20 protein-coding genes and 2 tRNA genes are annotated in these 21,268 nt (G+C 45.9%); 12 read left to right on the forward strand and 10 right to left on the reverse strand.

Annotated features, from left to right (window positions below; all coding sequences use genetic code 11):
- The first annotated feature begins 127 nt into the window (after positions 1 to 127).
- Both ACY2RR_RS16915 and mutY read left to right on the forward strand, forming a co-directional pair.
- Positions 128 to 2,200, forward strand: a complete 2,073-nt coding sequence (locus ACY2RR_RS16915; RefSeq protein WP_490109352.1) for an AsmA family protein — start codon at positions 128 to 130, stop codon at positions 2,198 to 2,200.
- 107 nt (positions 2,201 to 2,307) lie between these two features.
- Positions 2,308 to 3,363 carry an A/G-specific adenine glycosylase gene (gene mutY / locus ACY2RR_RS16920; protein WP_490109353.1) on the forward strand — a complete coding sequence of 352 codons (1,056 nt, stop codon included), beginning with the start codon at positions 2,308 to 2,310 and terminating at the stop codon, positions 3,361 to 3,363.
- Here the strand turns inward: mutY and ACY2RR_RS16925 are convergent.
- Positions 3,290 to 6,586 (reverse strand): hypothetical protein, encoded by a 3,297-nt coding sequence (locus tag ACY2RR_RS16925; protein ID WP_490109354.1) that lies wholly within the window; start codon positions 6,584 to 6,586, stop codon positions 3,290 to 3,292. The genes mutY and ACY2RR_RS16925 overlap by 74 nt on opposite strands.
- 163 nt (positions 6,587 to 6,749) lie before the next feature.
- Between ACY2RR_RS16925 and ACY2RR_RS16930 the strand changes: the two genes are divergently transcribed.
- From ACY2RR_RS16930 to ACY2RR_RS16940, 3 genes are all read left to right on the forward strand, one after another.
- Positions 6,750 to 7,022, forward strand: a complete 273-nt coding sequence (locus ACY2RR_RS16930) for an oxidative damage protection protein (protein WP_490109355.1) — start codon at positions 6,750 to 6,752, stop codon at positions 7,020 to 7,022.
- Between the two features lie 141 nt (positions 7,023 to 7,163).
- Positions 7,164 to 7,239 (forward strand) — tRNA-Phe (locus ACY2RR_RS16935).
- A gap of 36 nt (positions 7,240 to 7,275) precedes the next feature.
- Positions 7,276 to 7,351: transfer RNA gene (locus tag ACY2RR_RS16940), tRNA-Phe, on the forward strand.
- 95 nt (positions 7,352 to 7,446) lie between these two features.
- Here ACY2RR_RS16940 and ACY2RR_RS16945 read toward each other — a convergent pair.
- Complete coding sequence (locus tag ACY2RR_RS16945; protein ID WP_490109356.1) at positions 7,447 to 7,728, reverse strand: hypothetical protein; 282 nt, start codon at positions 7,726 to 7,728, stop codon at positions 7,447 to 7,449.
- A gap of 279 nt (positions 7,729 to 8,007) precedes the next feature.
- A complete protein-coding gene (locus tag ACY2RR_RS16950; protein ID WP_490109357.1) occupies positions 8,008 to 9,273 on the reverse strand; it encodes a RidA family protein in 1,266 nt (421 codons plus the stop codon).
- Positions 9,274 to 9,739: 466 nt separating this feature from the next.
- Here ACY2RR_RS16950 and ACY2RR_RS16955 point away from each other — a divergent pair, with 466 nt between their 5' ends.
- Positions 9,740 to 9,883, forward strand: coding sequence for a DUF2986 domain-containing protein (locus ACY2RR_RS16955; RefSeq protein WP_490109358.1), 144 nt, complete (start codon positions 9,740 to 9,742; stop codon positions 9,881 to 9,883).
- Between the two features lie 52 nt (positions 9,884 to 9,935).
- Here the strand turns inward: ACY2RR_RS16955 and ACY2RR_RS16960 are convergent, their stop codons facing one another.
- The 5 genes from ACY2RR_RS16960 to ACY2RR_RS16980 all read right to left on the reverse strand — a co-directional run bounded on the left by ACY2RR_RS16960 (position 9,936) and on the right by ACY2RR_RS16980 (position 14,187).
- The gene (locus ACY2RR_RS16960; protein WP_490109359.1) at positions 9,936 to 11,330 is read right to left on the reverse strand and encodes a hypothetical protein; all 1,395 of its coding nucleotides are present in this window, start codon (positions 11,328 to 11,330) and stop codon (positions 9,936 to 9,938) included.
- A 128-nt stretch (positions 11,331 to 11,458) separates the two neighbouring features.
- Positions 11,459 to 12,463 (reverse strand): glutathione S-transferase family protein, encoded by a 1,005-nt coding sequence (locus ACY2RR_RS16965; RefSeq protein WP_490109360.1) that lies wholly within the window; start codon positions 12,461 to 12,463, stop codon positions 11,459 to 11,461.
- 3 nt (positions 12,464 to 12,466) lie between these two features.
- Complete coding sequence (locus ACY2RR_RS16970) at positions 12,467 to 13,297, reverse strand: pirin family protein (RefSeq protein ID WP_490109361.1); 831 nt, start codon at positions 13,295 to 13,297, stop codon at positions 12,467 to 12,469.
- Between the two features lie 10 nt (positions 13,298 to 13,307).
- Positions 13,308 to 13,685, reverse strand: a complete 378-nt coding sequence (locus ACY2RR_RS16975; RefSeq protein ID WP_490109362.1) for a nuclear transport factor 2 family protein — start codon at positions 13,683 to 13,685, stop codon at positions 13,308 to 13,310.
- A gap of 43 nt (positions 13,686 to 13,728) precedes the next feature.
- A complete protein-coding gene (locus ACY2RR_RS16980; protein WP_490109363.1) occupies positions 13,729 to 14,187 on the reverse strand; it encodes a VOC family protein in 459 nt (152 codons plus the stop codon).
- A 109-nt stretch (positions 14,188 to 14,296) separates the two neighbouring features.
- Here ACY2RR_RS16980 and ACY2RR_RS16985 point away from each other — a divergent pair, with 109 nt between their 5' ends.
- A complete protein-coding gene (locus ACY2RR_RS16985; RefSeq protein WP_490109364.1) occupies positions 14,297 to 15,217 on the forward strand; it encodes a LysR family transcriptional regulator in 921 nt (306 codons plus the stop codon).
- Between the two features lie 15 nt (positions 15,218 to 15,232).
- Here the strand turns inward: ACY2RR_RS16985 and ACY2RR_RS16990 are convergent, their stop codons facing one another.
- Positions 15,233 to 15,691 (reverse strand): VOC family protein, encoded by a 459-nt coding sequence (locus ACY2RR_RS16990; RefSeq protein ID WP_490109365.1) that lies wholly within the window; start codon positions 15,689 to 15,691, stop codon positions 15,233 to 15,235.
- A 135-nt stretch (positions 15,692 to 15,826) separates the two neighbouring features.
- On the opposite strand from ACY2RR_RS16990, the gene ACY2RR_RS16995 reads away from it, so the two are divergent.
- The 5 genes from ACY2RR_RS16995 to ACY2RR_RS17015 all read left to right on the forward strand — a co-directional run bounded on the left by ACY2RR_RS16995 (position 15,827) and on the right by ACY2RR_RS17015 (position 20,218).
- On the forward strand, positions 15,827 to 16,420 hold the full coding sequence (locus tag ACY2RR_RS16995; protein WP_490109366.1) for a DUF2780 domain-containing protein: 594 nt from the start codon (positions 15,827 to 15,829) through the stop codon (positions 16,418 to 16,420).
- A gap of 526 nt (positions 16,421 to 16,946) precedes the next feature.
- Positions 16,947 to 17,624: a hypothetical protein gene (locus tag ACY2RR_RS17000; RefSeq protein ID WP_490109367.1), complete on the forward strand. Its 678-nt coding sequence runs from the start codon at positions 16,947 to 16,949 to the stop codon at positions 17,622 to 17,624.
- A 292-nt stretch (positions 17,625 to 17,916) separates the two neighbouring features.
- Positions 17,917 to 18,180, forward strand: a complete 264-nt coding sequence (locus ACY2RR_RS17005; RefSeq protein ID WP_490109368.1) for a hypothetical protein — start codon at positions 17,917 to 17,919, stop codon at positions 18,178 to 18,180.
- A gap of 101 nt (positions 18,181 to 18,281) precedes the next feature.
- Positions 18,282 to 19,286 (forward strand): CobW family GTP-binding protein, encoded by a 1,005-nt coding sequence (locus ACY2RR_RS17010; RefSeq protein WP_490109369.1) that lies wholly within the window; start codon positions 18,282 to 18,284, stop codon positions 19,284 to 19,286.
- A gap of 74 nt (positions 19,287 to 19,360) precedes the next feature.
- On the forward strand, positions 19,361 to 20,218 hold the full coding sequence (locus ACY2RR_RS17015) for a PA4780 family RIO1-like protein kinase (protein WP_490109370.1): 858 nt from the start codon (positions 19,361 to 19,363) through the stop codon (positions 20,216 to 20,218).
- A gap of 82 nt (positions 20,219 to 20,300) precedes the next feature.
- Here ACY2RR_RS17015 and ACY2RR_RS17020 read toward each other — a convergent pair whose 3' ends face one another.
- Complete coding sequence (locus ACY2RR_RS17020; protein WP_490109371.1) at positions 20,301 to 21,200, reverse strand: LysR family transcriptional regulator; 900 nt, start codon at positions 21,198 to 21,200, stop codon at positions 20,301 to 20,303.
- Between the last annotated feature and the right edge of the window lie 68 nt (positions 21,201 to 21,268).

A 21,268-nucleotide genomic window follows, 5' to 3' on the forward strand; every position in this document is an offset into this window, starting at 1 on the left:
TGTTGCGTATATGATTACAAGTTCTATTAATCTCAGTATTAGGTTGTGTTCGCCCTAACGCTGAAATTATTCATTATAAAATTGCTTATATAATCACAATACCAATATATCCAGAGGGCCATCAGGTATGAAAGCTTTATTCAAATGGGTTGGAGGGGCAATTGTCGTCCTTCTGCTACTTGGAGTAGCTGCAGCTCTCATCCTGCCAATGGTTATTAACCCAAACGATTATAAAGACAAGATTTCCGAGATCGTGCATGACGAAACCGGAATGACTCTGGCCATTAACGGTAACATTGACTGGTCGGTATTCCCCTGGGTTGGCCTGAGCATTAACGACCTCACAATTGACGACACCCAGAAGAAGCCTTTAGGCACCCTGAAACATGTAGCGGTAAAAGTGAAACTTATGCCGCTGTTGCAAAAGCAGCTGGATATTTCCACCCTTGAGCTGAACGGCCTGAACCTGAATATGGTTGTGGACAAAAACGGGCAGGCAAACTGGCAGCCAGCCGCTAAACCTTCCGCGACAACACAAGCTCCAACTACAACCTCTGCACCAACGGAAGAAGGCAATGGATCAACACCTTTCCTTGCAGACTTGAATGTTGCGGGTGTCGCTATTACAGATATTTCTGTGAACTATCAGGACATTCCGGCCAAACAAAAAGTTTCCATTACTGATGCCCAACTGAAAACCGGAGCCATCAGCTTCGGTAAACCGTTTACCCTGACATCTTCATTCATGCTGGACAACCAGAACCCGGCGGTGAAAGCGAAGATCAGTCTTGATGGCATGATTACACCAAATCCTGCCAAAGCCAGTTATACCGTTGATGACCTCAAGCTTTCCGTAACTCCAGCTGTAAAAGGTGATGCAAAAACTCTAACCGTTGATGGCAATGTTGCTATTCAGGGACAGAAGTTAAACGGAAAAATCACCCTTGAACCAATTGATATCGCCAGCTTTATGCAGCAGCTGAATATGCCACTTCCGGCACTCTCCGGTGGCGATAAGGTGCTCAGAAAAGTCAGCATTGGCACGGATTTCAAGGCCGACAGTAACAGCCTGACGCTTACTGATATGTTCGCAGTGCTGGATAACAATGAACTGAAAGGCAGCTTTGCAGTTACCGATCTGAAAAAGCAGGCGATTACATTCGACATCAAAGGTAATGACTTTGTTGTTGATCCCTATATGCCTGTTGCTGAACAAACATCCACTGCTAACACTAAATCAACAGAAACCAAGCGACCTGCAGCGAAACAATCTTCCACCGGTGGAACCTCCAAACCTCAAACCCCAGCTGATCCGGTGATTATTCCGGTAGATGTTATCAAGAAGCTGAATATTCACGGCAAAGCTCAACTGGCTTCTCTGACCGTAAAAGATTTCCGGTTTGATAAACCAAATCTGGAAATCAAAGCTGCCGATGGGTATGCGCAACTCTCTAGCCTGAAAGCTGGTTTTTATAATGGCGATATCAGTGCTGCGGCTGCTGTAGATGTACGAGGTCGCCTGGAGAAGAACCCACAGGTTTCTGCAAAAGCGGATATCAAAGCCATCAGCCTCCCAGCCCTTGCCAAACAGCTAACCGATCTGGAGAAGGTTACTGGTGACGCCAATGCTAGCCTGAAGATTCTTTCTCATGGCCTGACACAAGCGCAAATCACCAAAGGCTTAAATGGTAATGTAGATTTCAGTATCACCGACGGTGCACTGTTAGGCACCAACTTTAACGAAATGGTGTGTGGTGTTATCGCCAAGGTGCGCAAGCAGGAATCCACCAAAACAGACTGGCCAGACAAAACCACTTTCCGCACTTTGAAGGGTTCAGTGAAAATTGTTGACGGCATTGCCCGCAATAATGATCTGACTGCCGCTCTCGCTCAGCTTAACCTGAAAGGTGATGGCAATGTTGATCTGGTTAACCAGTCTCTGGATTATCACCTTGGCCTGACCATTACTGGCGATACCGCCGATGATGAAGATTCTGCCTGCCGCATTAACGAAAAGTATGCAGACATTACCTGGCCGGTACGCTGCAAAGGTAAGTTAGGCAGCAGCAACCTGTGTGGAATAGACGACCAGCGCCTTGGTAAGACGCTCAGCAAAATTGCCGAGAAAGAGATCAAGAGTAAGCTGCAGAAAAAACTTGAAGAAAAGCTAGGTGGTTCTTTGAAAGGACTGTTCAACTAAAACTGTTTAGAAGCGGCGGTTAAACTGCCGTTTCTTTTCATCTGCTTGCAATAATTTCTGCGGCGGAGACAATTCCCCTCCGTGACTCCACTTCAAATAAAAGACTGATGCCCAATACTGCGACTATTCAAAAAGCCATTCTCAGTTGGTATGACCAGAACGGTCGCAAACATCTTCCCTGGCAGCAGAGCATCACTCCATACCGGGTATGGTTGAGCGAAGTGATGCTGCAGCAAACCACCGTTGCAGCTGTAATTCCTTACTTTGAAAGGTTTATAGAAAAATTTCCAAATGTCGCGGACTTAGCGAAAGCCGATGAAGATGCGGTGCTGCAACTCTGGAGTGGCCTTGGCTATTACAGCCGGGCACGCAACCTTCATAAAGCCGCCAGAATGGTTGTTGATGACTTTGGTGGAGAGTTTCCACAAAACCTGGATGACCTGCAGAAACTTCCGGGAGTTGGCCGCTCAACTGCTGGCGCTATTGCCAGTATCAGCATGGGTATCAAAGCCCCAATTCTTGATGGCAATGTCAAACGTGTGCTCGCCCGACTGCACGCGGTAGAAGGCTGGCCGGGTAAATCTTCAGTAGCCAACGAGCTGTGGAAGATCTCAGAGAAATACACACCCAATGAACGCCTGCCGGCATGGACTCAGGCCATGATGGATATGGGCGCAACACTTTGCACCCGCAGCAAACCGGCCTGTGAACGTTGTCCCATTGAACAATGGTGTGACGCACATGCTCAGGGTAAAGAAACCAGTTTTCCTGCATCAAAGCCGAAAAAGGTTCTTCCCGAAAAGCATGTGCGCATGCTGATGCTGGTTAGCAGGAATGGAGAAGTTCTTCTGGAAAAACGCCCACCAGCAGGTATCTGGGGAGGATTATGGAGTTTTCCGGAATTCGAAACTGACGACGAGCTGGAATCTTCTGCAGAAGAAAAGCTTGGTATTGAATTAATACAGCCAGAGATCTGGCAGAGTTTTCGCCATACATTCAGCCATTATCATTTGCATATTGAACCTGTAAAAGCGTTTGTGGAAACAGAGCCAACTGTTATAGCTGACGAACAAAAGAGCTGGGTTCCACTTACCGAGGTGGAGTCGTTAGGACTGGCCGCCCCGGTGAAAAACCTGTTATCGCGTCTGAAGAAGAGCCTGTAGCCATTGAGACAACCTTACCAGGCTGGGTTACCTTTTCTGGCGTGAGATAAGCATCAATAACAGAGAACAGTTCTCTGATAAATCCAAGCATATAGTCCGGAATTTTAAATCCGGGCTTACCTATGTTTTCCAGAGTGGTTTCTATCTGGTCTGAGCAGAGCAGCAGCATGGCATTGTTATAAAAGTCTTCTGAAGTCGGCTGCTGGTCTACTGGCGGCAGAATCTGTTCTGTTATTTTTGGATTTGCGTGAGCATAGTCATCACCATAATCCTGCCTTAACCTTTCTATCAGCCCTGCACGAATGAGTTTGAGATGCAGAGCCGTAGCAATATTGCATCGCTCGTAGTTGCCGGTTCTATCCTTTGCACTCTTACAACCACTGACTATTGCCACTTCAAGAACCCGCCCAAGTTCACTGATAGCACAAGGGAAGTTAAATGGCTGGTTATCACAAAGTTCATGGTGCAATTTATGGAAGAACATATAACGGAGCGTATAACACAGTTCCGTAAGCTCTTTCTTCAATACTGGATCAAGATCTGGATGCTCCCGAAGAAAAGTCTGAACATAAGAATCTTCGTCCATAGGTTCATCAGGGTTCACTGTGCCAAATAACCTCATAAAGGTTTTATGGTTATATTCATCAGCATGTTCCCAAGCGTTAGCAAACTGGAGGGAATCAGCAAATGCCAGTTGATTACACGGGCAAACAAACATAAATACATTCGGCCCCGCCCTAACAGTTCCTTCTGCGCCATCCCTTCTGCGAACAGGAAGATCTACTTCCATCGAATTGTATTCATCAACTCTCTTCCCAAGTTTACGACACCACTTTTTCTCGTTATCAACACCGTCTATGGAAGAGAAAACCGGACGCAGATCATCCGGACTTAACAAGCAGATATAAAATACAGGAAGCTTAAAAGCAGGAGCTGCCGATTGATCCGGCTTGCGAAAACCCTTCTCCATCTTGTCTTTAAAAAATGTCAGGCCACAGAGGGTAAAAACTTCCATAAACCTGTCTTTGGTCACTTGCTTCCTTTTCTTGCCAGACAGTGGGAAAGCGTAGGGCACTCCTGTCCTCACCTCTTTTAAAACATCCTCCCCATTCATAGTGACACGGGTTACCGCAACATTCACAGCTCTAGGGGCATCACGCTGGCAAGACGGAGTAAAAAGCCCATCAGTTTTCAGAGCATCTTTATTGCCCTCAACACCATCACCAAAAAAGACGCAGGACGGGGGACTGTGAGAGACTTCAAACGAGTGATAGTTACCCTCAAATGCGTAGAGAAGCTTTTTAATTCTTTCTCTGCCCACCTGTTCACAGAGAACCTTTACCCTCATTTCATTGAAAACTTTTTTATCAATTTTGAATTGCTTTAATAAATCCTGTTCCCGAGCATCAAGCTCGTGAATAAACCGTGGACAACCTTCACTTGGGTATACCTGCCCTTGTTGCCAGGTCATAACTTTGTCACCAGCTTCCACGACATCGGAAACTTTAACTTTCCCCTCATATATGCACCTGCAGGCTGCGTCAGTCATCAACTGAATACCACGCTTCCAGGCGGTTTCACTTCTGAAATCAGTTTCTCCAAATCGCTCAACAACTACTACTGATTGCTTAAGCCGCTCTTCAATAGCGCACATGTCTTTTTGGAGACACTTTAAAATATCAACCTCACCGCTTTCGTCTCCATCATCGTCTGGCAATTCTTCACGAAAGTCCTGCGCCATGCGCAATACGCCCATGAAATGCTGAGCATGACGAGCATAATCCCTCTCTTTAATGGTCACACCATCAATCACGCCCCCACGAAGAGTCCTCTCGATAGTTTCAAAGAAGTCATTGGCTTTTTGAGGTGCCTCGCTCCCTGCTCCAAAACTACACAGGAAGTCTTCATCATCCGCGACCTTTCTCAGGAGATCTTCTTTCCATATTGGAGGGCGAAGCTGTAACTGCTCACAAGTGTGGGGAAAGAGTTCATGAAATGTTGTTTCATAAACCACCAGATAACTCTGCAGCAAAAGAGCCACATCTTCGTTACTCTCAGGTATCACATTGCTTGTTCTCAACAAACGCGAGCAGTGACTTTGGATTCTCTCTTTCTCCCAAGATGGCAGCTTTGCAGGGTTTCTCTGCCACTGATTCTCAACAGCCTGACAAATTGGCGACTCAGGATGTGAAAAATCAAAGATTTCAGCATTCCGGGAATTTCTCAATAAACAAATTTGCGCGTCCGCAGGTACATAGCCAGCAAGAGAAGGACTCTGTGAATAAGAGTCAGAGCCTGTGTAACTGCCGTGCGGTGTTGATGATTCGCTGGAACTGACAGAAACCGTGTCATACGCGCTATCTTCATCATTCTCATTCAAACGACCTATAAAATTCAGAACATCACTTTTATGGCCTATCTTTAAATGGCTTTTCAGCAATCCAACGATTTGGGATTCCCGCCCGGATAACGAAACCTTTTTTTTCTGACTTTTTCTCTTCAGCGACATAAATGGGCTGGCAAGAGTCTTCTTCCAGGATTTTGGCGATTTTCCCGGCGATTGCGAAAGAGGGAAAAGTCCTGAAACCTGATCCAGATCTTCCTCAACATGCTCAAAGCGCTCCTGCAACTCAGCTGCGCCTGGCATAGCTACTCGCCGTTCCATTGAACTGATAGTAAATGGCGACGACACTGGCGAGGGCGATTCGTGAGTCTTGCGCCTTATTCCGCCAAGAATCGGGATAGGCTGCGATAAGCTTTTGCTCTCAGTTACCGGGGATGATGATAAAGGGAGTGAGGATGCAGAGCCTTTTTTACTCAAAGGGTCCTCTTCACCTTCCAGTAGCTCCTGAAGCTGCAATACTCTGCGATTTAAGGGCTTTCCCCTGCCCAGCTCCTGAGGCAAAGGCAAATTCATTCTCTGCTTTCTTCTGGCTACAGCTTCGGGTGGTGGCGCTGGGGCTTTCCGTCTTGGTCTGATGGTTGGCGTTTTGCCCGTAGGCGGCTCAACCTTTCGGGAACTGAATGATTTTGTACGCGTCCGGCCAAAGTCTTCAGGGGTTACACAGTTAATCTCACGAACCTGACCTCTGGCATTAATAACGCGGATGACATGCCCGGTGTCAGGGTCTCTTACAATCGTTGGTTTTGGTACAGGTACAGGTTTCCGGTGCCCCAAATGGCTCACTGGCCTACTCAGTGTCACTGGACCCGGCGTTGCCATAACTGGCCTATCCCCTGATTTATTAACGCCAATTATCAGACAACAAAAGTTTTACCCTGTGTATTACCAAACAGTTACCAATGCCAACATTCTCTCCATGCCAGTAAGAGGTTACTATTCAGGGGTTTAAATACATTGTCATAGATCGAATTGGAGTAGTGCCATGTCCCGCACAGTCAATTGCATCAAACTGAAGAAAGAAGCACTTGGCCTGACTGTTCCCCCGATGCCCGGCCCTAAGGGTATGTGGGTCTATGAGAATGTCTGCCAGGAAGCCTGGAAGATGTGGACGGACCATCAGACCCGCCTGATTAATGAAAAGCAGCTCAGCATGATTGACCCTGAGTCCCGTAAATACCTGCACGAGCAGATGGACAAGTTCTTCAAAGGGGACGACTACGATAAGGCAGATGGTTACGTTCCCGAATCCAAGTAGCCCTGATATTCAAATAACCTGCTGATTTATAGGGAAAACCGAAACATTTCCCTCGAAGCAGGCTATGATGCAGCAAAACTCTGGTGCGGGTGTTGACTCTTTAAAACGAAAACAGTTTAATACGCCCGCACTTGTCGCAGTGCCTGGGTAGCTCAGTTGGTAGAGCAGCGGATTGAAAATCCGCGTGTCGGCAGTTCGATTCTGTCCCTAGGCACCATTTCTCCCTACGAGACACCACGACAAGAAAGCCCAAGCCTGGGTAGCTCAGTTGGTAGAGCAGCGGATTGAAAATCCGCGTGTCGGCAGTTCGATTCTGTCCCTAGGCACCATATTTAAAAGCCTCGAAGCTTACGCTTCGAGGCTTTTTTCGTTATGGCTGACTTTTCCAGTTCTTCTTATTGTTCTACACAGGGTAGTAACGCTATTACTTAATCTGCTTTGGCGGGTTATGTCTCGCTTGAATCTCAAAGCTGCCAGGAAACTGAGTTGCAGCATATCCACCAATCAGAGCACCCAAAGCTGGCAACATCAGACCAACACGAGCTCTTGGAATAATTCTCAGAGTGCGCCCTAAAAACAGAGCCAAACCACCTGTTGCTCCACCGGCTGTAGGTAATACAACAGCGCTATCTGCCTTTGCCGTAGCCTTTAACTTCCCTTTTCCGGTAATGCTGAATTTCCCTGAAACCAATCCACTAATATTCATTTTTATATTCCTCATCAAAATTTGCGATACCCCTATCCCTCGGGACATTGATAAGAAAAGCCAGCAAAAGTTCCCCTCCTTTTTGAACTCGATATAAGTGGAATGAAGGGCAGAGGCTTCGACTCACATTTTAATAGCGGAAAAATCAGGCATATAGCCTCCAAAACCAAGGAGCACCACAGGTGTAATCCAAACCAGTGAAGAATCAACAAATAAAAAGGCCTGATAGAAAAACTACCAGGCCTTTATTAGTGCTAGATACCGGCGATTTAATACCGATTAAGCTTCTGGAGGTGTACCTTCAGCGTTAGAGATAACGGCATCAATCTGCACCAGCGCATCCATAGGAATATCAGAAACACCAATAACAGTTCTTGCTGGCATGTCACCCTTGAAGAAGGTTGGGTAAATCTCATTTACAGCATCCAGATCAGCAATGTTCTTCAGCTGAATATTGATCTTAACGGCGTCATCCATAACGTGGCCGATGCTCTCAACAATGGCCTGAATATTCTTCAAACATTGTTCTGCCTGATCTTTGGCACTGGCACCCACTATCTGGCTGGTATACGCATCCAGAGGAAGCTGGGCAGCAATATGGTTGTAGTGAGAGAAAGCAACTGTTTGAGTATGCAGCTCGCTCTTAGGCGCATTACCAGTGTTGTTTGCTTTGATCACGATGCCGTGACGATCTTCAACCTCCTGTGGAGGAGTACCATCACCGTGGGAAACAACCGCATCCATTTGCACCAGAGCATCCATCGGCAGGCCGGAAGCCGCTACGATTGAACGTGCAGGAACATAACCAACAGTGCGAGCAATGGCGGAATCCGGGAAGAAGGTTTTATACACTTCATTTACTGCATCAATGTCAGCAGGGTTTCTAACAGAGATTCCCACTTTCACGATATCGTCAAAAGGAGCATCAATGCTTTCCATAATGGCTTTGATGTTCTTGAGACATTGTCTTGCCTGCTCTGCAACACCACCGGCTACGATGTTGCCAGTCTTTGGATCAACAGGGAGTTGGGCGGAAATATTGTTGTAGTGGGAGAAAGCAACAGTCTGAGTGGAGAATGGGCTTTGAGGCGCATTCGCAGTGTTACGTGCCACTTTAACCAGAGCACAGGGAGCTTGTGGGTGAGTACCTTCACCGTTGGAAATCAACGCATCCATTTGTACCAGTGCACCTTCCATAGGCAATGCTTCAACTGCAAGAGCGGTACGTACTGGTGGATAGCCCTGGAAGAAGGTTGCATATACTTCTTCTACCGCAGCCAGGTCAGCAATGTCGGTCAGGAACACATTGATCTTAACAACATCAGCCATGATGTGGCCGACGCTTTCTACGATAGTTTTAATGTTTTCCAGGCACTGTTTAGCCTGTTCTTTCAAACCACCAGCAACAAGCGTACCAGTTGCAACGCTTACAGGCAGTTGAGCTGAAATGTTGTTGTAGTGGGAAAATGCCACCGTTTGTGTGGAATCAGAACTTAGTGGGGCATTTTCCGTGTTTCTGGAATTTTTGATAATTATGCCGCTCATACCGATATTCTCCTGTTTGAGATAATGCTTTCGGTGTGCCTGGCTTTTTGACCTCGCGCTAAAAAATCTCTGGTCTTTGCCAAGCTTAAAGGGAAGGAGTGTGTTCTAGTCTTGCAACTATGAGGTGTCAACCCAACGTCAGCTGCCCAATACTTTATTGAGCCCTTGCATTGATTTTTATCATTATAAGAGCAGCTAATGACACATAAATAAATGTAAAGACATGTGAGGCAGATAAAGAAAACGGAGTGGCGAACTCCTCCACGCTTATAGTTTGTGACGTCTTTAGATACTTCTAAATAGCATCCAGCAGTTTTTTAATTCTTCACAATTATCATTCTAGTCACCGAACCTATAGGAGGTTTCTGGCTGACTTTACCCACTCCAACCAACCCCCGGTTATACTCATTCAGCTCCACAAACCAAACTGCTAACATGTATTCATTTACAAAATGAGCAGTCATCAATGAACCGTCGTAAAAAAGGCAATCAAATACTCAAGGCTCGAGCCAAAAAGGCTAAAGCCAAGCAAGCTCCCAAAAATAAGGAGAGGTACATCAGTAAGGCAGAGCGGGCTAAGCTGGAAGCCGAGGCCACCACATCCGAGTGACGGCCTCTTCACCTGTAGGGCTTACAAACTATGAGGTGAAGGGTAGAGAGTTCTAGGAATCTAAATAGTCTGAGATAGTTTTCATCATCGCTTCACCTGCCCGGCGTCCTTCAATACCTTCAACCAGTTTTACTTTTCGCCCGCCCATCATCGCAAACACGGCCATGTACTCAGTTTTATTTCGTTGCTGATCCTGGGCACTCATAGTGGTTTTCAGGGTTAACTGATCTTTAGAACTTAAAATGCCTTTACGCTGGTAAAGTTGTCTGCCGAATAAACTACGCAGGGTATTTACCTGACATTGATTGGTGCCCGAACGGGTAATACGAGTCTCCAGCTCTCGCCCAGCCAGAAAAATTGCTCCCCACAACATGTACAACCCGACACCAAGAAACACCAACGGCATAATCCAGAGCACTTCTCCCTGCATCGCCAGTCTGGTAAGAAACAAGCCAATAGCTACGGCTCCAACACCAAAAGCTCCAAGGAAACCCCACATTCCCCGGTTGCGGCCTTGTGTGCTGACCAGGTGCAACCCTTCATCAGAACTTTGAATATCTATCTGTTGAGACGCGCTTTCTTTAGCAGCCTTTTCAACAGTTTCTTTCACTTCCTCAAGATGTTCGTCTGGTATTGCTGTTTGTGCAGTTTCCTGACCATGAACGACCGGAATAGCCCAGCTACGTTTGAGTTCAGCAACAGCTTTTACATTTGTACCGGGTACAATATTGGAAGTTGTAATCATCCCCGTACATTGTATTTCCCAGCTTATCGTTCCTTTCTTTTTATCGCTGTCTGTTTCTGGCAGGTGATCCGGTAAGCCTTTTGAAAGATCAAACACGAAGTGCACTTTATGGCTGCTACCATAAGGTTCTATCCAGGCCTGTGTTTCATCTTGATACAGCACACTGGTATGAGTTGATCTGTTATCACCACTGCCAGTGCTGTAGGTATGTAAACAGCTCAATCGAATTTTTAACTGATTACCTTTTGGAGGATGATTCAGTACAAAATGCCCACCGATCTGGCCACCAATACAACCCGGCGCAGGATCAAGTAACAAACGTGTAGGGCCAATACTTTCATACTGTTTTTGTTTGCTTCTCCCTGCCAGATAAAAAGCACCTGCAGCAAGCACAAACACCAGCATTCCCAGCACACCTGTTTTTCCTTCAACAAGTCCGGCCACGATAATTGGAACGGCCACAATCATCAGAACTTTCGCAACAATATAGAAAATGCTGTGAACGCCTTTCTCCTGACTGGGAAGACCTTCACCCTTCGCCATATTTATCAGGTCATCCAATGATGGTTGCTTCAGTGCCCAGCGAATGATTCCTACACCAGCACCACCAAAAATAACCAGAAACAGAAAGCCAGTAGAGACACCAACCCAGTCTGTATCGTATTTGGATAGTTCAGAAGTGAGTATGCCAACAAAGGCCATTACGCCTGCGGCTGCGAAGATCCCACCAAAAATGAAACTGCCCCAAACAGCAGATGACCTTTTTTTATTCGTATTCTTTGCCATTACATCGACATACTCTAATGCTGAAAAATTCTCCCTATAGAGAACTACTGTATGTTTCCACGCTGATGGTCAGCGTCAAAATCAATCTCAGGGCCTGCAGGAATAATCCCGGTGGGATTGATCGTACCATGACTCGCGTAGTAGTGAGCTTTAATGTTGTTAATGTTCACTGTCTGCGCAATGCCAGGCACTTGATACAGCTCGCGCACATATCCCCACAGGTTTGGATAATCAACCAACCGTTTTTTATTACACTTGAAGTGCCCAACATAAACAGCATCGAATCTCACTAACGTGGTAAACAATCGCCAGTCTGCTTCTGTGATTTGATTACCGGTTAAGTAGCGATGCTTTGACAACTTTTCTTCGAGTACATCCATCGCAGAGAAAAGCCCATGTACCGCTTCATCATAAGCCTGTTGGGTTGTAGCAAAACCTGCGCGATAAACACCGTTGTTCACATTGGAATAAATAAAATCATTCAGCGTATCAATATCATTCTGAAGTTCAGGAGGATAATAGTCCCCTGGACGAGTTCCTAAATGATCGAATGCCGAATTCATCATCCTGATAATTTCAGCTGACTCATTATTAACGATTGTTTGATTCCTTTTATCCCACAACACAGGAACAGTTACCCGGCCGGTATATTCCGGATCAGCCAGGGTATAAACCTGATACAAATAATCTGCGCCATTCACATCATCAGGAATAACATCACTATTAAACCGCTCTCCTGGTTCCTGATCGCTGACAAACGACCAGCCTCGATTTCCCATGTAGGCATTCACAACAGAGATCGTGATCATCTCCTCAAGCCCTTTTAACGCCCTGAATATCATAGTGCGATGGGCCCAGGGGCACGCCAGTGAGATATACAGGTGATAACGATCAGTTTCTGCTTTAAAGCCATCAGAACCTGTTGGGCCAACACTGCCATCCGGCGTTATCCAGTTACGAAAGCTGGAAGATTCACGCTCAAACTTACCTTGAGTCTTGCTGGTGTTGTACCACTCATCCTGCCACTGACCTTGTACTAGTAATCCCATAGATCACCTGCCTTTATTTTGAAAATCATTGAAAGCTTGCAGAACTTGTTCTCGGGTATTCATCACAAACGGTCCATAACGAACAACCGGTTCGTTCAATGGTTTACCCGCCAGAAACAGGAAGCGACTGTTTTTACGTGCGCTCAGTTCAATCTCACTTCCTGAGGAAAGCACAGCCAAAGTTCCCGCTTTCAACACCTGCTGTTCGATCTCAAACTCACCATCGACCACATACACAAAACTGTTATGGTACTCGGGCAAAGATTGCCGAAAACTTTGTTCTGCCGGAAGTTGCACATCAAAGTAAAATGGATCACCCGGGCTCTCTTTTACCACACCTTTGGTTCCATGATCTGTAGCACCGGCAATCACTCTAATCTGTGTACCTTCAGCTCTTGTTTCTACAGCGATCTTATCTGCCGGAAATTCCTGATACCCCGGCATACACATTTTTTTGCTGGCTGGCAGGTTCACCCAAAGCTGAAAACCCTTGAGCAAACCATCTTCCTGCTCTGGCATTTCTGAGTGAACTACCCCCTTGCCTGCAGTCATCCATTGAATGCCTCCGGGTTCGATAACCCCTTCATTTCCCACACTGTCTTTATGGCGCATACGTCCATTCAACAAATAAGTGACAGTTTCGAAACCTCTGTGAGGATGAGAGGGAAATCCTGAAATATAATCATCAGGGTTATCCGACTCAAAACAGTCGAGCAGCAGGAACGGATCAAGCATATCCAATTGAGGTGTTCCGATAATACGGGTGAGCTTTACACCCGCACCATCCATCGTTGGTTGCCCCTTGGTCGTGAACACAACTGATCGTGTTGTCATTACCTCCACCTCACAGTGGTGAAATATCCACATAGACCTGATAGTTTTTTATCAGCGACGATTCGAGCTCAAAAACAGCCGAGAACGGAATCTCAAGTGTGCTGCTATCAAACCGTGTGTAATGAACACTTCCTGCACATATCACTGTGTTTCCAACAGCCCAGACATTACTGATTGTGTGTTTCATGCCTGCAATCGTTGCAAAGAACTGGCTGTTAGCTTCGATGACAGAATTTCGCCCGGTAATCGCCTCATAATTTCCCAGCTGAAAGCTCACATTGTCGTCCAAAAAGCTGCCAACAGCATGGGTATCCAGATTATCAACAGCCATGTAGAGGCTCTGAATTAATGCTTTCGCATTTTCAGTAGAAACAGTATCAACTTGCATTGTTTAAACCTTGTTAATGATATTTATAAGAGTGAGCGCAGTTTTATGGATCTGCAAAAGCGACTGTGGTCGTTCCAATATTCTCGTAGCTGTTTCTCTCAGCGGAGATATCACTGAGATATTCAATGAATTCGAACTCAAAACCTTCCGGATCAATAAAATAAGCAATCTTGCGAAAAGCGTGAGACTCGCGCATATCAACCCGAATGGAATAACCTTTTGCGGTCAACCTGGCTACCAAAGCATCCACATCATCAACAACAAATGCCAAATGCGCTAACCCGGGCGTATGCCCTTTCAGATCACGATTATCACCAACAGCATTGTCGTTCAAACTGAGATAATAATTTTCATCGCCAACATGCAGCCAGCGTCGTTCACTGCCATACCAGATATTCTCTCCCTTTCCCCGAACTCGCCACTCAGGGAATGCGGTAAGAATGAAATCCAGCGCTTTATCTATATTCCGTACACTCAGATTGGCATGCTCCAGCCTGACCATAACGCCTCCTTTTCTGAATCTCGCGACGTGTAAAAACACTATAGTGTGTTTCCCATTTCACGATAATCCTGCATATTGGAAACTTACTGGTGAGAAAAAGAGAACAATCATGAATCATCTGGGTGCTCTTGTTGTTTTCGTTGCCGTCGTTGAAAACAATGGTTTTGCAGCGGCAGCCCGCAATCTGGGGCTATCCAAGTCTGCCGTCAGTAAAAGGGTTACCCAACTGGAAGAACATCTGGGTGCGCAACTGTTACACCGTTCCACCAGAAAGCTCAGTTTGACCGAAGCTGGTGAACGTTACTTTTCCAAAGCCGTTGATGCCCTTGCCGCAGCTCAGGAGGCCGAAGATTCCGTTTCAGAACTGCAGGGAAAACCAAAAGGTTATTTGAAAATTGCGGTACCTATGTCATTCGGCCGAATGCATATTGCTCCATTGATTTCGTTGTTTTTGGAGCAATACCCCGGCATCACAATAGATATGGTGATGGAGGATCGAATAGTCGATATTGTTGGTGAAGGTTTTGATCTTGCTATACGGGGAGGAACCCTCGCTGAGTCTTCTCTGATTGCCCGTAAAATTGCACCATGCCACAACCTGTTAGTTGCAACACCAGACTATTTAAAAACCCACGGCACACCAGACACTCCCGACGATCTCTACGACCACAACTGCTTACACTACGTGTATTTCAGCAATGCCCACGAGTGGACACTAATTGGCAAGGAGGGTTCTATTCAGGTACGCCCCAAAGGCAACTTTTTGGTTAATAACAGTGAAGCTCTGATGACAAGCATTTTGGCGGGATGCGGTATCGGGCGATTAACAACATTTACAGCCAGTGAGCATATTCGTTCAGGCAAACTTGTGCCGGTGTTACCCAGCTACAAGCTGCCGTTACAAACCATGTATGCCGTTTTCCCAGAACGGAAACATCTTCCTGCCAAGGTGCGGGTATTTATTGATTTTATTCTCGACAAAATTGGCAGAGAGCAACCCTATTGGGATGTTGGAGTTATTGACCAGTAGTTTTAAGCGATTCCCCTATGGATCAGCAAAAGTCACCGTTGTAGTGCCAATATCACCGTATTGGTTCTTCTCTGCTGGAACATCGCTCAGGTATTCAACAAACTCAACTTCATACCCCTCAGGCTCATAGAAATAAACATTCTTTCGGAAAGGGTGATCTTTTCGTAAATCCTGCTGAAGGTCATAACCTTTTGCCACAAGCCTGTCTACAAGTGCATCAATATCATCAACAACAAATGCAATATGCGCCAGGCCAGTTGAATGCCCTTTGAGATCACGATTCTCGCCAATGGCATTATCATTCAGGCTGAGATAGTAATTATCATCACCCACATGCACCCAGTGTCTCTCACGGCCATACCAGACATTCTCTCCTTTACCCCGAACCCGCCATTCAGGAAATGCGGTAAGAATGAAATCCAGAGTCGCTTCAAGATTTCTCACACATAAATTGACATGCTCTAGTCTGACCATAATTCACCCCATTAGAATCACACGGCATAGTGAAATAAATATAGAGTGTTTTTTGAGCAAAGCCTTAGGCCAAACGTTTTAAATCCAAAGCCCGGCTTGTTACAGTATCTGAAAAACTAACTACAATACTCTCTCATGAAAAAAACACTTGTCGCTCTAGCTCTCACTTCTGTTGTGGCTACTTCTGCTCAGGCTGCGTTCTGGGATTCCTGGTTCGGTAATGAGCCAACAAAAGAATCAACACCTGCTACCAGTCCTGCTCCTGAGGTTCAGAAGGCAACAGAAACAGTTACAACCAGCACAATCCAGAATATAGCCGTAGGCCTTATTCCTGCTTTAACGCAGCAGTTAGGTGTTTCTGAAACTCAGGCTACTGGTGGTATGGGAGCGTTATTCCAGCTTGCTAAAGAAAATCTCAATAACGATGACTTTTCACAGCTTAGCCAGTCGATTCCTGACATGACTTCGTTATTAAATGCAGCTCCAAAGTTAGATCCCAACAGTGTAGAGAGCCAACTGGGTAGCTGGTTAGCAAAAGCAGGTTCAGCCGGTGAAACATTAAATGATCTGGCCCAGCTCAAATCACAATTTGATGCTCTTGGGTTAGACGCAGCAATGGTCAGCAAGTTTGCTACAACAGCGATTAATTACCTGCAAAGTGATGAAGGCCAGCAAACAGCCGCACTTCTTCAAAGAGGACTGGGAACCCTGCTGGCTGGAGAATCCTGATACAGAGCAGCCCTGGTTTCTTTAATCAGGGCTTTCGAGCTGCGCTTGATCTTACCTCCCTACATCTGCGACTGTTCCAACTTTACAGCGGTTTGTTACACAAGCAGCTCAATTACAAATAACGATCCGGTTAGCGTTCACCACATGCAACCAGCTTTATGATCATTTTTTGATTACATATGATCTGCTGGGTAAACAGTTGAGAAATTCGCCAACATATTTCTTACTTTTTCAGGTACGTGATCTGCCGGAAAGGCAACACAATTCAAGATTTCAAAGAGTAACTGTCGGGCCTTTTTTACTCCGGACAGCAATAATTACCCACTTATATTTTAGAAGTTAATTCTAATTGTTACTTAATGCGTCAAGCTGCAGTCGGCAACACCGGAGACGATATGGATTCAAAAAGAGCCCAACGAACCTCAAGACTACAAACACTTCAGTAAGTCTCACTAACCCTAACTGAACCACCTCCCTCTCCAAACCTCATAATAAAAGCATATGGGCATATTCGGGGGGAGAAGCCATGTTCACCACACAGATGGAATCAACGAGTAAAACGCTCGCTCAGACTCAGACACACTCTACCGTGCACACCGTCATGAAAGGACGAGGTCAGCTTGCTGGGAAAGATGTGACCAGTAAACCTCTCCTGAATTTTTCCTATTTTCCGCGCAATGGTTACGGTCTAGCACCAGAATTACGTTGTCTGACCTTTTCTGCCAACCCTCCCTTACCTGAAGAAACAGAATCTTCTTCACCTGTAGTTATAGTTGGCCTATATGAAAGTAAGAACTTAAAACCTGGTTACACCAAACAATGCGATGAATGTACACGCATTGCGGACAAGGTAAAAAGTAACTGGGGAAGATACCATCATTTCGGTGCTCATAATCCCAGCTTGAAAGGTGTTCCCCATCAACACCTCATATTCTTTGAGGAGGATATGGATCACTATATCGGCTGTTTGCTTACCGATTACTCAATGAACCAGGTTCATAAACAGGAAATCTTGGAAGCTACAGCTCAATTCAACCGACACCCGGAAACGACAGTTCTTGACTTCAAGAACTGCAACTATGCTGAAAACCACTCAGTGTTGACTTGGGAGCAATGGGAAAAAATACCAGACGGTCAGCCTCTTCCAACCAGACCCCCATTATCTTTGCTTTACCTCAACTGGCATTTTCCAAAATTGCGATAATTGGTGCACTCAACAGCAATACAAAATAAAAAAGAAACTGTCCTAGATAACCGGTACAGCCCCGAGATTTTTATGGTGTAGCGGCTCAGGGTTTGCCAAATGGAAGAGTTATACTGGAAGTTAATCGAACATCCAAAGAAGAAAGAAGGCTTGTTGACCTTTTCCGGCAGGACGTGGAAATGCACTATATGAATGACTTTTTTTAAGGTAGAAACTCAACTCAAATAATTGTGGTAATAGTCACTACTGTCCACATTGTAATCGCAATAAACTTCAATCGATCTGCCATCTTATGAAACCAAACACCTCAACAGCTATGGCAGAACTGATTACACAAATCAGAACCAACATTCCCTTCGATTTAACTGAAGCTCAGTTATGTCAGGGAACCTGCCATGGCTGTTCTAAAAAGCTTCTGGATTATCTTGATCAAACTCTTGATGAACACAGCCAGAGTCTGGCTAGTGGCGAAGTACCAACGTTAGGAGATGTCAGCAAACTGGGGAAACTTGCCTTGAAAATTCATAAAGTTTTGCAGAAGAATGGCTTAGTTTAAGGGTTCAGGCTTCCTCTTTTGCAAACGTTATATTATAACACCCAGTAACATTTACCTTTCATGTTTGCCATACAAGCCAAAACGGCGGTGAGTAGTTGTTAATGAATATTATCCAGGCAGTTCCCACAAACATCATTACAGGTTTCTTAGGGGCAGGAAAAACTACCGCTATTCTTCATCTGCTGAAGATGAAACCTGAACAGGAACGCTGGGCTGTGCTGGTGAATGAATTCGGTGAAATCGGCATTGATGGCAGTTTGTTTAAAGGCACCAAAACAGAAGAGAACGGGATATTTATAAGAGAAGTACCAGGCGGCTGTATGTGCTGCACGTCTGGTTTGCCCATGCAGATGGCGCTGAACATGCTCCTGAAAGTTTCTAAACCAGACCGCCTGCTTATAGAGCCAACCGGCCTTGGGCATCCGAAAGAAGTACTGGATACATTGAGTTCCGTGCATTATCAAAGTGTTCTGGCACTTCATTCCACTATCACCCTTGTTGATGCCCGCAACCTACAGAATTCCCGCTATACAAACCATGAAACCTTTAATCAACAACTTGAAATTGCGGACATAGTGGTTGGTAATAAATCTGACCTTTATCAACCTGAAGATAAAGATGCTCTGGCAAACTATCTTTCCGAATCCGGCCTCGGTGACCATAAACTTGCCTTTACATCTCAGGGCGAGCTGGATGTTGAGTGGTTGAACGGAAAAAGCTCTTATATCTCCAATCAAAAAAGCAACCTGCTGCAAAATTCCCGAACCGCTAACAATCAGGAAACCAGTGATATCACTCAGGATATTCCAGCCGAAGGTTTCCTCCGTTCCGACAATAAAGGCGAAGGTTTTTCCAGTTGCGGCTGGCAGTTTTCTCCCGAAATAACCTTTGACCGAAAAAAGTTGTTTTCTCTGTTAACGGGCCTTGATGTTGAAAGAGCGAAAGCTGTGTTCATAACGTCCGAAGGTATTTACGGTTACAACAAGTCCCGGGATGCTTTGACTGAGATAGAACTGGATGACTGCCTGGACAGTCGTATCGAAATTATCTCTGCCTCTACAGATAATTCCTGGGAAGACGCTATTTTGAACTGCCAAATCCAGTAAATCAGGGATACCACAACCTAACAATGCAGACAGTCCCCCTTTTTTATTGCCTCTATATACGATAAAAAAGCACCGTGAAAATTCCTAAACGATTACGACCCCTGGTAGACGCAGGTCTGGTAGATGAGGTCATACGCAGATTAATGAGCGGCAAAGAGGCCGATGTCTATGTTGTGCAGTGTGGATCTGAAATCCGCTGTGCCAAGGTTTACAAAGAAGCCGCCAAACGTAGTTTCAAGCAAGCCGTAAAGTACCAGGAAGGGCGCAAGGTTCGTAACAGCCGTCGTGCCCGTGCCATGGAGAAAGGCTCCAAGTTTGGCCGCCAACAGCAGGAAGAAACCTGGCAGAATGCTGAGGTTGATGCCCTCTTCCGTCTGGCCAGTGCTGGCGTCAGGGTTCCCAAACCCTATGACTGTATTGATGGCGTTCTACTAATGGAGCTGGTCGTTGATGTTGATGGCTACGTTGCACCACGGCTGAACGATATCACCATGTCTGCAGAGCAGGCACGGGCAGACCATGCTCTGATGATGACCTACGTTATGCGCATGCTGTGCACAGGACTGGTTCATGGTGATCTGTCTGAGTTTAATGTGCTGCAGGCTGCAGATGGCCCCGTTGTGATTGATTTACCCCAGGCCGTTGATGCAGCTGCCAACAACAACGCAAAATCCATGCTGGAACGTGATGTTCTCAACATCACCGAATACTACGGACAATTTGCACCCGACCTTCTTCAAAGCCGTTACGCCGGAGAGATCTGGAGTTTGTTTGAAGAGAGCAAGTTAACAGAAGATACGCCACTGACCGGATTGTTCGAGGAAAACACCGAGAGCGCCGACCTTGATGCCATGCTAATGGAGATTCAGTCTGTTATTACAGAAGAAGAGGAGCGACAAGCTCGTATGCGTGATGACGACGATTTAGACTGACGCGGATTCTCTGCACTCTGCTTTTATCGTTCATCACAGGTTGAAGCCAGCTCGTACAATGAAGCTGGTTTTTCCCTTCCCCTCACCGCGATTGCGGAAAGATTATCTTCAGAAGTTCTAAAATCCAGCAGTGCAAAGGGTCATGACTTGATCTGTTGTGCCAGGCCGCAACCACATCAAACCCCGGAGGCATTTCATCAATATCTAACGGTGAAAGGCGATCATCCGGCAGTAATTTCGATGGAATAAAAGCAATAACATCTGTCGTGGCCACACAGTCAGCGGCTGCAGAGAAAAAAGGTACCGCCATAACAACATTGCGTTTGAACCCCTTCTTTTCAAACCAGCTGTCATGGGAACCTCGCAGGTTGGCCCGCGACGGTGAAACAACCAATTGAGGTAACGCCGCTACCTGAGCCGTAGTCAGGCTTTTGCTAACCAGTTCCGAACCTTTCTTCACAACACAGGTATGCTGTTCTTCAAACAATGTCAGGCAGGGATAATGCTCCGGCACAAAACCGGGGAAGGTTAATGCCAGATCAATCTCACCGGCAGTCATAAGGTCATTGAGATTGTCGACCTCGAAGTTGCGCACGAGAATTTTAAGTTTGGGGGCTTGCTCTCGCAGCATGTGTAGCAAGGGTGGAAGGATGACTCTCTGGGCGTAATCTGTCGCACAGAGAGTATAAAGCCGCTCAATACTGGCTGGGACAAACTCCGGTTGGTCCAACAACCCTTCAAGCTCTTCCAGAATACGAGCGATTTTCTTACCCAGCCGTTCAGCAGCAGGAGTAGGTACCATCCCAAGACTACTCCTGACAAATAGCCTGTCACCAAAGACATCCCTTAATTTTTTCAGATGCTCACTAACAGCCTGCTGGCTCAGCCCAACCTGTTTGGCAACCCGGGAAAGATTTCGCTCCTGCAACAAAGCATGGAATATGCGAAGTTGCTTGATATCAAGCCGACCAAGACTGCTCACATTGGTAACTCTCACAAGGAATAGTTGTTTCCGATTCTAAGGCGCGCTCCCTATCATCTCCACATCTT

It is taken from the genome of Parendozoicomonas sp. 2304DJ65-17 (assembly GCF_058148445.1).